Origin of the sequence: Prevotella sp. E15-22, from assembly GCF_023204875.1 — a bacterium.
Taxonomy (GTDB): Bacteria; Bacteroidota; Bacteroidia; order Bacteroidales; family Bacteroidaceae; genus Prevotella.
On sequence record NZ_CP096247.1, the window covers coordinates 2501489 to 2518020 of the forward strand.

Consider the following 16532-nt stretch of genomic DNA (forward strand, 5'->3'; position numbering starts at 1 on the left):
ATCAACGAAAGAATGTGGTAGATTTGTACGCCAAGCCAGATATTAGAACTAATGATTTGATGGTGATTGAAATCATCACGAAATCATCAAATTCCCAAAATATGCTTATAAGGGTAACTTGAACAGATTCTTTGGTAGAAAAGCTGGCTTAAATTAGTCACTTTTATGATGATTTGATGGTGATTGAAATCATCATCGAATCATCATTTGCAGAATTGCTCTCCAAACCACATGTGGAACTACAACAGCTTTTGCCGTCCAAAAAAAAAAGAGAGTCCAAATGTCAGATGCGACAAATAGACTCTCCAAATCTTATATTATGAAAACTTCGTCCTTACAAACTGCAATTTCTCTTCCGTTAGTCAACTGAACAAGCCATTCCGTGTCGTAATCCTCAACAATGATGCCATTACAACGTCCTTTCTTAGGGAACATAAGTTCGCAAAACGCTCCTATCATTTCTGAATTGTTATCATCGTTATACATAGTGTTTTTGGTGTTGTGCGATGGTATGCTATCGGCTTTGACCGCATACCACCGCTGGTTTGTTATTCAAAGGTAAATTGACGTATGTAGAAGTAGGTGTCATCATCGTCATACTCATATTCATTGATGAAGTTCATCATTTCCTCGTCAGTTCGTTCACCCTGCTCGATGTTCATCTTCTCACACCAATCATTGATAGCATCTTTGAGGGTGGTGTAGATGTCATCACAAGCATCCTCGAATGGCTCTCCGCTGGAACTGACTGCTACCTCTTCAGGGAAGAAGTCGCCTTCATCATGCACATAATAGACCTCACATCCACATTCGCAAACTCTGTACGATATAGAAAGTTGGTCGCCAAGCACATGGTTTATTTCCTCGAATAACTCCGAGCAAGCATCCCATGCGCTTTCTGTGTCAAAAGATAGCAGATAGTAGTCATTGGCTTCTTCTGCCTCAAATTCTGCCCAATAGATGTGCCCCCTGACGCTGATACCCTTCTTCTCATAGTCGATGCCATAGTGCTCTGCCAACTGGTAGAGCCAGATGTTCTTACTGTTCACCTCCATCTTTTGGAGTGTGCTCCACAGGTCTTTCAATGCCTTGCATGAGCCTGTCTGTGTCACCTTGTAGTTGGTTGTTGCGATATTTGCCATAATCTTGAAGTTTTTATTTCCCTACTGTAGATTTCTCTACTTTCGGGAGTGATTAGAAATTATGTTGCTTCACAAGGTGTCGTGACCATAAGCACAAGGTTATGGCTCCAAATACAACCCGTTCGGTGTGGAGATTTTGAGACATACCAACGGATCACCTTGGGTATATGTAGGCACGATAATTACCTTTGCAACCTAATTTCATCAACTCTCGAAAGTAGAAACGGCATACATTATCCTTAAACGAAGTACAGACACAATAGCAAAACTACTGCTTGCGAAAAGAAAAAAATTGTTCGATGGTTTGGTTTAGTTTTGTCCATTGTGATTATATACACAAATGATTTTGGACAAAAATATGTTCGTTTGTTTACTCCAATCCTCTGTACTATATAAACAGAACAAACCAAACAAATATATGGACTGGAATTTGTCTTTTTTCTTTTGGACAGAAAAATCCCACCAGACTTTTTATCATGTCTGATGGGAGTAACAAGTATAATGGAGAAGTTCTGGCAATAGAACAGCTATACCTTGCCAAAATTGCTAAATGCATTCAGCTGGTCTGCAACACGCATAACATCCTGTTCAATCTTCTTATTTGTGATTCGAGCATATATTTGCGTGGTTTTGATGTTGGTGTGCCCAAGAAGTTTTGAAACTGTTTCCATTGGTACGCCTTTGGAAAGTAGCAGGGTGGCATAAGTATGTCTGGCCATGTGATAGGAGAGACGTTTCTTTATGCCGCACAAATCGGCTATTTCCTTCAGATACGCATTCATCTTCTGATTTGAGAGTATTGGCAACAGACGACCGTTCCTGTCAGCTGATGAATGGTATTTGTTTATAATCTCCCTTGCAACATCGAGTATCGGCACATTCTCCGTAATGCTTGTTTTTTGTCTTTTGGTCATAATCCAATCCGTTCCACCGAGGGTAACAATGTTCTCTTCCGTAAGATTGGAAACATCTATATATGCAAGGCCTGTGAAGCATGAGAACACAAATATGTCACGAACATGCTCAAGACGCTTAACAGCGAACTGTTTTGACATCAGGACTTCTATCTCTTCTTCAGTAAGAAATCCTCTGTCAACTGGTTTGAGATGGAATCTTAAATTGATAAACGGGTCGTGATCCAGAAAACCAACCTTCTGAGCTTGAATCGTAACGGTTTTCAATGTCTTCAGGGTTTTGGTCGCTGTGTTCTCCTGCATACCACCAATGGTTCGAAGATAGATGCCAAAATCTGAGATTAAGGCAGGAGTAACATCAAAAGGAGAAACTGAAGTCCAGCCATGCTTGCTCTTCAAGAAACTTAGGAAATGCTTCTTCGTGGTTTTGTATTTCTGTGCAGTGGCGGCAGATTTTCCATGACCAATCTGTTGCTCGACGCTCTCAATGAAATCCTCAAAGAACTCGACAAAGTTAGTTATTGTCTTGTCCTTGCCAGCATAGAGGCTATAAAGCTTCTCAACAGTAAAGCCGCTATCTCCTTCACGAGACCTGACTATGTCGCGGATTTTAAGCTCTATCTCATTAAGAGCCATGTTGATGGTTCGTGCACTTGGAGTACGCCCCATAACACGGTCGGCATTATTGTCCCACATATCCCGGTTTACGAAGAATCCTGTAGAACCGAAATATCTTTTCTCACCATTCAAGAATACCCTTATGTTAATGGGTGATTCTCCCAGTCTGTTAAAGTAGTTCGCTCGCAGATAGAACGAGATTTTCAATTTCACCTTCATACGATAAATCTTTTTATGCAGCTATTCTTGCCCCAATGGATGTCTTGTGTTACAGAACACACTCAGAATCAAACCACTTTTGCGTGCTCGAAACAAGCTGCAAAGTTAAACATAAATATTTAACGCTCAAAGATTTAGCGAAGTCAATATCGTAGTCATTTTGTAGTCTTGTGTTACATTTTTCTGTAGCACCAAAAGTGTAACACTACGTGTAACACAAGACTGACTAACAGATGACTATTTGACCCTATATCAGGTAGTCAGATGATGGTCACTCCATCATTCAAAAGTAGAGAAGGATACTTTTACGGCAAAATAAAAGCGTTGTAAATCAAAGACTTACAACGCTTTTCTGTTTTTTGGCAACTTAATGACCTGTTTGGGTTGAACTTTTATTGACTACCCTAAAAGTCATCAATTATGCTCTTCGCGGAGAGAGAGGGATTCGAACCCCCGGTGCCTCTCAGCACGGCGGTTTTCAAGACCGCTGTAATCGACCACTCTACCATCTCTCCAAGGGTGATCCTCATTAAATCGGGTGCAAAGGTACTGCTATTTTTTTAATTCTGCAAATTTTTCACATACTTTTTTGTAGAATAAGCATAAATTGATTAATTTTGCACCATGATTTATCCAAATAACTATGAAAATAAGATAGGTTTCAGCGAAATTCGCACACTGCTGAAAGAACGTTGTCTGAGTTCCCTGGGTCGCGAGATGGTGGACGAGATGACGTTCTCTGACAATGCCAACGAGGTGAACGAATGGCTGCAACAGGTAAGGGAGTTCCGTCGTTTAAAAGAGACCACGGACGATTTTCCCATGCAATACTTCTTCGATGTACGCGAGTCAGTAGCCCGTATCCGCCTGGCCAACACACACCTGGAGGAGAATGAGGTCTTCGACCTTCGTCGTTCGCTGGAAACTATTAGTAATATCGTTATTTATCTGAATCGAGACCAGAATGCTGGGCGCGAAGGGTTGGAGCCTTCGTATGCCTACCCTGCCCTGCAGCGCCTCACCACCGACATCATGACCTTCCCAGCCATGATCCGTCGCATTGACTCCATTCTCGACAAGTATGGTCGCATCAAGGACAGTGCCTCCATGACACTGGCCAGCATTCGTCACGACCTGCAAAAGATGGAGGGCAGCATCTCGCGTACATTATATACTATATTACATTCTGCCCAGCGCGAAGGACTTGTTGACAAGGATGCAGCACCCACCATGCGCGACGGTCGACTGATGATTCCCGTTGCGCCAGGACTGAAACGAAAGATTAACGGCATTGTGCACGACGAGAGTGCTACAGGTAAAACCGTTTTCATAGAACCAGCCGAGGTTGTCGAGGCCAACAACCGCGTGCGCGAGTTGGAAGCCGAGGAGCGTCGCGAGGTGATTCGTATCCTCACCGTCTTTACTGATGAGGTACGCCCACACGTCAAGGAGATTCTCGATTCCTACCGTTTCCTCGCCCTTATCGACCTGATACAAGCAAAGACCACCTTAGCAGAACTCACCAAGGGTTTCGAACCAACTGTGGAGAACAAACCCCATATCGACTGGATCAAAGCCGCCCACCCACTGCTGGCCCTCTCTTTGGAAAAGCAAGGCAAGAAGGTGGTACCATTAGATATCATATTGGAACAGGACAAACGACTCTTAATCATCAGCGGTCCTAATGCTGGTGGTAAGTCCGTCTGCCTCAAGACCGTTGGTCTGCTGCAATATATGCTTCAGTGCGGACTGAGTGTACCCATGGGCGACCGTTCCACCTGCGGCATCTTCCGCAACATCATGATAGATATCGGCGACGAGCAGAGCATTGAGGACGACCTCTCTACCTACTCCTCTCACCTGATGAACATGAAACAGATGATTAAGAACTGCGATGCCCACACCATCCTGCTTATTGATGAGTTTGGTGGCGGCACAGAGCCTATGATTGGCGGCGCCATTGCCGAGGCTGTACTGAAGCAGTTCTGGCAGAAGAAAACCTTTGGCGTCATCACCACCCACTATCAGAACCTGAAGCACTTCGCTGACGACCACGAGGGCGTGGTCAATGGCGCCATGCTCTACGACCGTCACCAGATGCAGGCACTCTTCCAGTTATCCATTGGTCAGCCCGGCTCTTCGTTTGCCATCGAGATTGCACGTAAGACAGGTCTGCCAGAGGAAGTCATCAAGGATGCATCCGACATCGTTGGACAGGATTATATCCAGAGCGACAAGTACCTGCAGGACATTGTGCGCGACAAGCGCTATTGGGAAGGCAAACGCCAGACCATCCATCAGCACGAAAAGAATCTGGAAGGACACATTCAGCGCTACGAGACCAACCTCGAGGAGATTGAGCGTGAGCGCAAGCAGATTCTGAAGCGTGCCCAGAAACAGGCCGAAGAACTGCTGGCCGAGGCCAACCGTAAGATAGAGAACGCCATTCGCGAGATTAAGGAGGCCCAGGCCGAGAAGGAACGCACCCGTGAGATTCGCGAGGAGTTGCAGGAGTTCCGCTCACAGGTACAGAGCGATGACACCCGCGGACTGATGAGCGAGGAAGATTTCGCCAAGAAACTGCGCCAGATGGAGGAGCGTAAGACCCGCAAAGCCCAGCGCAAGGCCGAGAAAGCCCAGAAGAAGGAAGCCGAGGACAAACGCCTGCAGACCTTTGGCGCTGAGCGTGGCACCACCACTGATAGCAATCGCCCCCTACAGAAGGGCGACACTGTGCGCATCAAAGGCCTCAACACCACAGGCACCATCGAAGCCATTCAGGGCAAGCAGGTCACTGTCATCTTTGGCGATGTACGCACCAAGATGAAGATGGAGCAACTGGAACGCGCCGATGCCAGCAAGACCAAGAAAGAAGACACCAACATGGCCACGAAGTACGCCCACCTGGCCGTTCAGACCTCGAAGATGACACGTGCCACGATGGAAGACCGCAAGCAGAACTTCCACCAGGACATCGACGTACGCGGCATGCGAGGCGACGAGGCAGTGGACGCTGTGATGCACTTCATCGACGACGCCATTCTGATGGGCATGTCGAGGGTTCGCATCCTTCACGGCACAGGTACTGGCATACTGCGTCAGCTCATCCGTCAATACCTGAACACCATCCCCAACGTGAGTCATTTTCGAGACGAGCACGTGCAGTTTGGAGGTGCAGGAATCACCGTAGTAGACATCGATTAAGAACAGCATTTATTCACTAGATCTATATCATCCATTATAGGCGAAAAACAAAATTTTAACTTAAATAAAGTTAATATTAAACTTCGTTAGCATTGATATATCGAAATTTTTTCTACTTTTGCAAATGTAGAAAGAAATAAAGTCCCCTTTTATGTCTCGCGACGAGACACGGACTACATGTTTAATCGAGGGCCCTGGCAAAGTCCTCCAACACAAGAAAAGACCATGAAAAGATTAGTGAAGCTAGTATGTCTGAGCTTGTCGATTCTATCTTTGCTGCCCCTCAGCGCTGGGGCTACCAACAAAGCGACGAACTCAGAGCCATTTGATTGGACGTCTGTGATAGATGCCATCATTTTGGTTGAGAGCGAAGGAAATCCAAAAGCCGTGGGAGGCCAGTCTGTAGGTGCAATGCAGATAACCCCTATTGCTGTACGCGAATGCAATGTCATTCTGGAAAAACGTGGCAGCAAAAAACGCTACTCCCTGGCAGACAGATTTGATGTGGCCAAGTCAAAGGAGATGTTCCTTCTTATTCAGTCAAAGTACAATCCATCTAACGACGTTGAGAAAGCAATTCGTTTATGGAACGGTGGACCGAACTACAGTCTACGCGCTACCGAAAGATACTACAGAAAAGTACTTAGACGTATGAAGTAATCATCAAGCATGATACTTAGAAAAAAAATCCGAAAAAGAATCCAACAGCACAGGCCGCGGCCTTGCAGTTGGATTTTTTTTTGCATTTTATCCTCAAAAACTTTTGTGTTTGCTTTTTTCTGTATATCTTTGTGGTATGATTATGAAGAACATCCGACAGATCATCATCATTGGTCTCTGCACGCTGACCTCAACGATGCAGGCCCAGCACGTGAGCCACCGTTCGTTTGCCCACTACAACAAGCGCGTGGCGCAGTTCGAGCGCGAGGGCGGCATCACCAGCCAAAGCATCGTCATGCTGGGCAACAGTCTGACGGAGAACGGCAAGGACTGGAGCCAGCGCTTGGGCAACAGTCATGTGATTAACCGTGGCATCATTGGCGACAACACTGTAGGCATGACTGAGCGCCTTTGCCAGATCACGCCCCATCAGCCGCGTGCCATTTTCCTCATGGCGGGCATCAACAACATGGTAAACAACGCTCCCGTCATCAACGTGGCCCAGCAGGTCATCAGCCTCATCGAGGCCATTCGCGAGCAGACCCCACAAACCAAGCTCTTTGTCGAGAGCCTTCTGCCCATCAACGAAAAGAACGGCCGTTGGCGCACGCTTGCAGGCCGGACCAACGACATTCCCCTCACCAACATGTATATCCGTGCCTATTGCGAATCGCACGACATCGTGTTCATCGATCTCTTCAGCAAGATGGTCAAGCCAGGCACCAACGTTCTTCGCGAGGAACTCAGTGCCGATGGTCTTCACATCACAGAGGCCGGCTATGCCATCTGGGAGAACGAACTCAAGAAGCATATAGCCAACCTCTAACCAACTTTTTTAGAAAATATTCGCCAACCCATTAAACCATCTTCAAGAGCGTCCATCCAATATAAAGATTACCATTCATTAATATCATAACTAAACGATGGACCTTCGATACATCATTCTACTACCAGCTCTATTCTTGAGCATTTCCCAAGCCCACGCTCAGCGTGACGTAATAACTGGCCGTGTCATCGACAAGGACACAGGTGAGCCTTTGGAGAAAGCCACCTTGCAACTCTACAAGATCAGCACCAGAAGAAATCATACATCAGACACCACATTCGTTGGAGGTGCGCTCTCCGGCGAACGTGGTGTTTTTACTATTACTGATGTCAAGTCGGGCAATTATTTCCTGAAGGCCACCTTCCTGGGCTACAAGGACTATAAACGCAACATCAACAAGACTAGCAGTCAGATGTCGTTGGGCACCATCTCGCTGGATCCCAACAGCGTACAGATAAAAGAGGCAGTAGTCGTGGCCAACATCCCCAAGATGGTGATTAAGGACGACACCGTGGTCTATAATGCCGATGCTTTCCGTGTGCCCGAAGGCTCTGTCATCGAAGCACTGGTCGAGGCTTTGCCAGGCGCCAAGGTCGACGACGACGGCAAGATCAGCGTCAACGGCAAGGAGGTGAAACGCTTCAAACTCGACGGCCGTGACTTCATGACTGGCAACAACGACGCTGTGATGAAGAACCTGCCGTCATACGTCATCGACAAGGTGAAGGCCTACGACGAGAAGAGTGACCTGAGCAGAATGACAGGCGTTGACGATGGTAACGACGACTTCGTGCTTGAGTTCACCACCAAGCGCAGCGCACGCAACGGCATACAGGCCAATCCAGACCTGGGCTATGGCACAGACAACCGCTATGGCATCCGACTGACAGCCATGAAGCCATTTGGCGCCATGCGCTATACGTTCATGGGCAACGCCAACAACGTCAACGACCGCAGTTTCACAGGTCGTGGCGGACGAGGCCGAGGCAACAACAACGGCCAGCGCCACAACAAGACGGGAGCCTTGGACGTCAGCTATGAGGACCAGCGCAAACCTAATGGCGAGCAAGTGAGAATGAGTGGACGTGTGACCTGGAACCACAGCAATGCCGACAACTGGAACCGTTCGGCATCCGAGAGCTTTGTCAACACGCGTGGCGGCGCCTTCTCAAACAGCGTCAGCCAGAGCTATTCGCGCAACAACTCGTGGACTGGCAACATGAACCTGCAATGGTCCATCGACACGCTCACCACCCTGTCGTTCCGTCCCAATGTCAGCATCTCGAGTAACGACAATCAGAACGGGTCCAACTCAGCTTCGTTCAATGCCAACCCCTATGAATATGTGCTCGACCCACTGAGCAACGAGGGACTCAGTGACCTGAATAACGACAGTCTGGTGGTCAACAGCCGACAGAACAAGTCGCTGAGCTGGGGCAACAACCGCAACCTGAGTGCTCAAGTCCAGCTCTATCGACGCATGAACAGCAACGGACGTAACATTGCCCTCAGCGGCAACGTGAACTATAGCGATGGCGACAACCGCAATGCCAACCTCTCAGGCGTACATCTCTATCTTCAGAAGAACGCCATGGGTCAGGACTCAACGTATCAGACCAACCGCTACACCACGTCAGACACCAAGAACTACAGTTTCTCACTGGGAACCACCTATACAGAACCTATTTACATCTTCCCACGAAAGGTGGAGCCAGTGGACAGCACCCAGCGCCAGCGTGGCCCCTTTGGCAATCGTGGCATGCGACGCATGGTGGGCCAGGAGGGCATCTTCCTGCAGGCCAACTATCGTTTCAACTATAGTTATCAGAAGAACGACCCCAGCACCTACGACCTTCTGGGCATGAGTGAGCTGGAGTTCCAGAACGCCCTGCAGGACTATCGCGACTTCGGATTCCTGCCAGACAACTACGAGGATTTCCTCTCTACGAACCTCAGCCGCTATTCTGAGCGTACGGAATATAGCCACAATGCCGACATCCAGTTACGCATGAATCGCGAGAAATATAACCTGAACGTGGGTGTCAACCTGCAGCCTCAGCGCTCGCACTTCATCCAGCAGTATCTGGGCACGCCTGTCGATACTGTGCGCACGGTAGTCAACGTATCGCCCACCCTCAACCTGCGCTATCGCTACGACCAGTACACCAATCTGCAGGTGCAGTTCCGTGGCAACATGTCGCAGCCCTCTATCACCCAGTTGCTCGATATCTACGACGATACCAACCCCCTGTCGGTCACCATGGGTAACCCAGGACTGAAGCCGTCGTTCAACTATAACTTGAGCTTCAACTTCCAGAAGCAGCGCAAGCAGGTGCTGGTTGAGGACAGTCTGGGCTTCATGATTCCCAAGCCACAGCGCCACTGGAGTTTCAGTTCTAATGGTGGCTATCAGATAACCACCAACTCGATTGGCAACATCGTAACCTACGAGGCGAACACAGGTCGTCGCATCAGTCGTCCTGACAACTACAACGGCAACTGGAGCGCCAATGCAGGCATCACGTTCAACATGAACCTCGACACGCTAAACCGTTGGGACATCAGCGGCAGCATCCGAGGCGACTATCGCCATCAGGTGGGCTTCGTCAATCAGAACCGCACGGAGACGCCCGATCGCAACGTGACCCACAGCGTCAACCTGTCGCCCGACCTCTCACTGAGTTTCCGCAACAGTTGGCTCAACATCTCGTTCAACGTGTCAACAACCTATGCACACACTGAGAACCGTCTGCAGGCATCGCGCAACCTGACCACATGGAACCACCGTTATGGCGGCAATGCACGCGTCACGTTCCCCTGGGGCACCAACCTCTCAACCGACTTCCACGTATGGAGCAAGCGAGGCTATGCCGACGAGACGCTCAACACCAACGAGATGCTGTGGAACGCCCAGCTGTCACAAAGTTTCCTGCGTGGCAAGGTGCTCACCGTCATGCTGCAGTGGTACGACATCCTGAACCAGCAGTCTAACTTCACCCGTACCATCAATGCCAATGGCTGGAACGACCGTGAGGTCAACGCCATCACATCGTATGCCATGCTCCACGTCAGCTATCGCCTCAACCTCTTCGGTGGACGCAACAGCGGTGGCGGTAACTTCGGCGGCGGCCGTGAGATGCCTGAGGGCGGCCGTGGTGGTCGTGGCGGCTTCGGCGGTGGCCGTTCTGGTGGCGGTGGCTTTGGCGGAGGCGGAGGCTTCGGAGGCGGAGGCCGATTCTAACAAGCCCAGATACAACACATTAAATACTTCATACAATAAAGAAATGCGGCAGGAACGTTTGTTTCTGCCGCATTTTCTGTATCACGTGTTTTATTATGCTTACAACACAAAAGAAAAATCAAGTGACGCAGTAGTCATCGAGCCCATTTCAAAGTCCTCAAAAGCAACCTCTTTCAATAAACTAAGAGCACGATATCTTCCTTTTAAAGAAACGCGTAGCAGATGGCGACCTAAACCAAATTCGTAGCCTGCGCCTGCATATACTCCTGAAACAGCAGACACAGAAATACCTCCACACACAAACGGTCTATTCTTAACAATTGTAGGGAAACGATAGATGAGACCATAGTTAATCTCAAACCACAACTTTGATTCCTTTGTTGTATAGATGCCATAAACACCCACTGGTTTGTCATACAACTCTCCGACAGCCATGATTTGGTGCGACAGATTGGGGTGTTTGCGCAAAGAACCCAACTCACATCCAACAGCGACATGATACATCTGCGAAGAAATTGAGAAACCGTTATCATACTTCATATGGCCTCTACAAAAGCCTGTTTCCAAGATAAGCTTTGCTGTATATAGTTTAGCCTTATCTCCGTTATACTGAAATTCCACGCAGTCGCCTGCCTCTTTACAAAATTTCTCATTATATCGACGTAATATTGTCTTCAAGTTACTTGCCGTCGTTTCTTTTCGCCATATATCTAATGCCGCTTCATAACTATCAGAAACCATTTCCATAGCATCCTTTAGGTTGTCTCGTCTTCTCTTCAAAGCCAGATCCTGTCCATACTGGAAAATTTCATCTTGTTTAAGAACAGCCCTCATCACAGCTATTTTTCCTTTGGAATCCATCATATAATAAAACCTCCTATCATCATCTTCATAACGATAGAGGCTGATGCCTCCTTGCAAAATAAATTCTGCAAACATTAAAGTTTCCACGCTGTCTATAGGCAACGTACGAGTAACATAATACACCCCACCTTCGTGCAGTCGATAGCCCTGAATCTCACCTGGACGATAGATGCGATACGTCGTCTCGCCATCCTTCTGGAAATGACAAGCCTCAGCATTCTCCTTACCAGTCAGATAGTCTATCGTACCCCAAAGGGTATCGTTGTCATTGGTAATCACATAACCCCTCACTGGGTTCCTCGGCTCTGCCGCCTGCTGCGCCATCGCACTACTCACCACCGCCATCAGCAGTAGGTTCACAAAAAACAATCTTTTCATCGTTCTATCCTTATTCTTTTCCTATTTTTATTAATAATTGCAAATATATATCTCGTTTTTCTTTCATGATTGAGGGGACAGGCGTGAAGTGAATCCAGAAAGTTGAACACAACTTAGAGTTTCACTTCACCCTATGACTTTTTAATATCTCCTTAAATACTCCAAGAATTCTTTTTCATTCTCTGGCGCAATTTTCTGCTTAATAAGTTCTATTGCGGTTTCAGAGATAGGAGTCTTCCAATAATCCATTCCTTTTTTCTGTAGGAAACGAATCACTTTTAGTTTATCCTTATATTCTTTCGAGTCAAGAGGATATATACAAAGTCTCAACTCCTCAAGTAAATCAGTATAATACATTGTATGAGGAAAATCCGGATCATATCTTTTGTATTTCCGATGACAGTCCGCCCCATGTTCTAACAGGTATAACATAATGTCCATGCGATCGTTAACTAATGTAGAATACAATGCTCCACCCTCATTTGTTTCTGTATACAAGTTTACATCTGCTCCTGCCTCTACTAGGATTTTAACTTTTTCAAAATCTGAGTAGACCGCAGTTGAAAGAGCAAATCGTCGAGCTGGTTCCCAATTTCCAAGATTATCTTTCTGCATTCCTCGCTCTACAGAATTTGGATCTCCACCAAATTCCAATAACAACTTTAGTATTTGAGAAGATGGCTGATCGAATCTAGACGCAACAATAACAGCATTAGAACCTATGTTATATAAGGTATCTTCTGGTTCATTGGGATCTGCACCCAATTCTAGTAGAGTCCTTACTGACTCTATAAGATTGTTTTCGACGGCAACCATTAATAAGGGTTGACCAAATATTTCTTCTTTACTGTCAACTGGTACTTTCAAAGATAGAACCTGTCGTTTTATCTCGTCAGTATCCTCATCTTCCACAGCTTTTGCCAATTCCCATGCAGGCGTATCTTGAAAGAGGCGAAAATCGTCACCTAACAGATCATTTTTATCAACGGGTATTTCCCTACAAGATGCGAACAGCAGAATCAATGATAAAAAAACATATTTCATGCCTAAAACCAAAATTGAGTACTATTAAACATATCTTGAGCTTGGCGAATCATGTCTTGCATATTTTCCTTTTTATCTCGATAAAAGTTTCTTATGCTATGACCTAGGATATCTCGGTTTTTATACCGATAAATCCTATTTCCATTCGCACCTACATGCATGCTTTTTTGAAACAAATTGAGTTCATCCCGATAGTGTACGTAAGCATTAATCTGAGCATTCTTTCTTTCATTGAATGGTTTTGTAAGTGGACTCACCCATGCTGCGTTAAAAGTCATAGCTTTATCTCCTGTCGTATAAGCATTTGCTGCAGCAAGTCCTCCACCTAAAGAATGGCCCACATAGGTCAATTCTTGTTTCCCTATTGCTTTTTTTATATCCACTGCATTTCCCATAGAAATTTTATACTGCCTAGACTTTCCAAGAATCTGTTTAAAATTATTACTCCAATCCTTCATACTTGTAATGTCAGTTCCAGCAGTTGCATAGACATATTCTGTCTTACCATCTTGAGTCCGTTCATACAGTTGCGATTTAAAACCAGAATTATTATCTATCATTTGAACACCTTCTATTTTAAGGGTTGAAACCTGCCACCCTCCAATAAGGGCGATATCTTCATTATTATATACATGGGCCGCAATTCTTGCAGCCTCTTCCTCTGTTGGCTCTTTTCCATTTGGATCAACAAACTTCACTGGATTCCCTGCACAATACGCATACGGACTGACATTGTAGTATTTCTCTGCCAGCGGGTCAACCCTGTCCCATACGGGTAAGACAGGGCTGTATTGCCTTGCGCCATAGTCATATGTGTTCAAGCCGTGCATCATATCGAATTCCTTTCCATTATATTTATACGGCTGATTACACTCATTTATTGTCCTGTACAGAGAAAAAAATGGTGTACCATAGGGATAAAAGTCGTTTCTTTGACATACGACACCATCTTTATCAATCACCTCACGGTTATTTCCTAAATGGTCTTTATTATAGAACTTGAATCCAATCTCTCTTGTTTTCTTTGCCCTAATATAGTCTTCTAATTGATTCTTATATTCTCCGTCTGTTATAGAGACAGAAGGACGATAAGGCAATGATTCCATTTTCGAGAAGGAATCAATATATCCTCCATCGAACAGTATTTTGGAAAAAAAACTATTTTCATAGATAACTTTTCCACCCCAAAGATAGTCTGTAGAGTCCTTTGTCAGATGAGTCGTCTCTATATCCTCATAATCGCGCCCCATTTCCACGCGATTGTTTTTGGGAGCCGTATAGTGAATCGTCCTCAATTTTTGACCTGTCACCGTATAGACGTATTTCGTCACATTACCATTGTCGAACTGAATCCTGATGGGGTTATTATTAATGTCATAACGAATATTTGTAATACCACGGGTTCCGTCACAAACTAGCGATCCACAGCTATTATATCGGAAATCACTAGAGCTCTTCTTGACATCAATAAAATTCGAATAAAGAACAGAAGACGCGCCTTCCTCTACATGTTGCAATTGATTGCCGTTATATTCCATAGTCAGATTATCAATTAAACCATACTGACTAGTCTTCATTATGCCTGTCATACCACTACGGATCAGAGAGATAATATTACCATTTCTATCATAACTTACCCTCTCATCATAATTTCCCAACGATTTTGAAAAATTATTTTCGCCATACTCTGAATTGATAATGCGACCTAATTCATCATAGGTATACATATATCCTTTGTCGACAGAAGAACCATTTTTCCAGGTCATACTACTGATATTGCTGCTGTATAGGGGTGATCCTGCTCCATCTTGGTAGTGAAGCTGTTCGCTAAACGAATTGCTTGTAATGTTAGTAAGCCACCCATGTATATCGTAATCATAACTAACGTCACCTTTACCGTTGCTTATTGGCCTACTGATATTTGCTATTCGTCCCAATTGATCATAAGTATATATTATCTTGCATTCGTCTGTAGATATATTCCCAATTTTAGCTTGATAGGACGCTTCTAACAGTAAGTCATTGTTGGGATTATAAATGTTTTTAATATCATATACTACAGACTCTCCTTTGGGATGAGTTATAGTTATCTTTGAGGTAGCGAGCTTTTTAGTATACGTATAGGTATTTTCTGTTTTAACAATGCTGCCATCAAGCCCTTTCTCTTGGACCTCAATCTGATTACCCAAAATATCATAAGAATATACACTGGCTATCCTTTCTCCATTTGATGCCAAGATAACAGAACCTGTGAGCATCCCCCTAGCATTAGTCTGACTTGGTTGATTAAAGTCCTGGAATATGGAAGAAACTTTACTAGAGCCATTAAAGAAGCTATAATCATCATAATAAAAAATCTTCTCAAGAACGTCAATATACAAACCTGTAGCCCGACCTTCTGGTGTTACATAATCAGAATATTTGGTTCCTTTTGAACCACAAGAATAACAGACTGTACTTTCTATTGTTTCTGGAACACCTATACAGATGCCTTGAACGACCACTCGCCCAACCTTATCATACAACAGAAAGCGATAACGACCTTTCTCTCTTAATTCTCCATCCTGTATTAGAAAAGGTCGGCGATAGTCATCATAAACATATTCAACAGATTCGCATCCTGGCATTTTCTTTTTCACCAAATTGCCTAAGATATCGTAGCTATATTGAAAAGCGTATCTATCCACATCATTATTATTCTGATATTCTGGCATAAGTACAAATGCAAGTTGATCCCACTCATCATAAACGAAATAGGTATCGTTATTCTTGTCTCTGCGCTCCAGAATCTTCCGGCCTAGCTCATCCTTGAAAATAGTAACCTTAGTATTATCTTCATTGATTTCACATGTACCATATAGAGTTCCTTCCTTATAATATCCTTTATCACTGAGAGTCGTTTCATATGTTGGACACTCAATATACTTTCCATACGAATATGCAGAATACCTCTTCACGTCAGCAGAAGAATTAGTAACATAATCTATTCTTGCAGGTTTTTCCTTCCATCTATCACCTGCTTTATTCTGAATAAGAAGTCGCCCTAAAGCATCAAATTTCTGGTACTCAAAAGCACTTTCATCAGCATATTGTTCTCTCGCGCTTTGGACAATGCTGTTCTTACCCAATTTTTCTACCGACACGCCACCAACCACAGGAAGCCAGTTCTTCATCTCACTCTTTTCTCCAAGATACTCATGAAATGAATACGTAAAATCTCCATTATTGCTCACACCATTTGTTGCTTCAATAAGTCCTCTTCCCAAGTCATCAAAGAACTGATAGTTCTGAGTCTTTTTAGAATCAGAAATCTGAGTTTGAGTGAGAACATAGTTCGATTTTTCTTGAGCATTAATATGGGATATTGACATAGAAAAGACTGATGCCAAAAATAAACAAGAATATATATTATGCTGTTTCAT

General features: G+C 45.0%; 9 protein-coding genes and 1 tRNA gene. 4 read left to right on the forward strand and 6 right to left on the reverse strand.

The genetic code is table 11. From position 1 onward, the window contains the following. Positions 1-548 precede the first annotated feature (548 nt). From M1D30_RS10245 to M1D30_RS10255, 3 genes are all read right to left on the reverse strand, one after another. Positions 549-1142 carry a hypothetical protein gene (locus M1D30_RS10245; RefSeq protein ID WP_248503685.1) on the reverse strand — a complete coding sequence of 198 codons (594 nt, stop codon included), beginning with the start codon at positions 1140-1142 and terminating at the stop codon, positions 549-551. 527 nt (positions 1143-1669) lie between these two features. Further along, positions 1670-2893: a site-specific integrase gene (locus M1D30_RS10250; protein WP_248503688.1), complete on the reverse strand. Its 1224-nt coding sequence runs from the start codon at positions 2891-2893 to the stop codon at positions 1670-1672. A gap of 430 nt (positions 2894-3323) precedes the next feature. Then, a tRNA-Ser gene (locus tag M1D30_RS10255) sits at positions 3324-3408 on the reverse strand. Positions 3409-3517: 109 nt separating this feature from the next. On the opposite strand from M1D30_RS10255, the gene M1D30_RS10260 reads away from it, so the two are divergent. From M1D30_RS10260 to M1D30_RS10275, 4 genes are all read left to right on the forward strand, one after another. Next, the gene (locus M1D30_RS10260; protein ID WP_248503690.1) at positions 3518-6097 is read left to right on the forward strand and encodes an endonuclease MutS2; all 2580 of its coding nucleotides are present in this window, start codon (positions 3518-3520) and stop codon (positions 6095-6097) included. A 225-nt stretch (positions 6098-6322) separates the two neighbouring features. Further along, entirely contained in the window at positions 6323-6757 is a 435-nt protein-coding gene (locus M1D30_RS10265; protein WP_248503692.1) for a transglycosylase SLT domain-containing protein, read from the forward strand. 142 nt (positions 6758-6899) lie between these two features. Beyond that, on the forward strand, positions 6900-7583 hold the full coding sequence (locus M1D30_RS10270) for a GDSL-type esterase/lipase family protein (protein WP_248503695.1): 684 nt from the start codon (positions 6900-6902) through the stop codon (positions 7581-7583). Positions 7584-7680: 97 nt separating this feature from the next. Beyond that, positions 7681-10824 (forward strand): outer membrane beta-barrel protein, encoded by a 3144-nt coding sequence (locus tag M1D30_RS10275; RefSeq protein ID WP_248503697.1) that lies wholly within the window; start codon positions 7681-7683, stop codon positions 10822-10824. A 99-nt stretch (positions 10825-10923) separates the two neighbouring features. Here M1D30_RS10275 and M1D30_RS10280 read toward each other — a convergent pair whose 3' ends face one another. The 3 genes from M1D30_RS10280 to M1D30_RS10290 all read right to left on the reverse strand — a co-directional run bounded on the left by M1D30_RS10280 (position 10924) and on the right by M1D30_RS10290 (position 16532). Then, complete coding sequence (locus M1D30_RS10280; protein WP_248503699.1) at positions 10924-12066, reverse strand: hypothetical protein; 1143 nt, start codon at positions 12064-12066, stop codon at positions 10924-10926. A gap of 141 nt (positions 12067-12207) precedes the next feature. Then, positions 12208-13110, reverse strand: coding sequence for an ankyrin repeat domain-containing protein (locus M1D30_RS10285; RefSeq protein WP_248503701.1), 903 nt, complete (start codon positions 13108-13110; stop codon positions 12208-12210). Positions 13111-13112: 2 nt separating this feature from the next. After that, the gene (locus M1D30_RS10290) at positions 13113-16532 is read right to left on the reverse strand and encodes an RHS repeat domain-containing protein (RefSeq protein WP_248503702.1); all 3420 of its coding nucleotides are present in this window, start codon (positions 16530-16532) and stop codon (positions 13113-13115) included.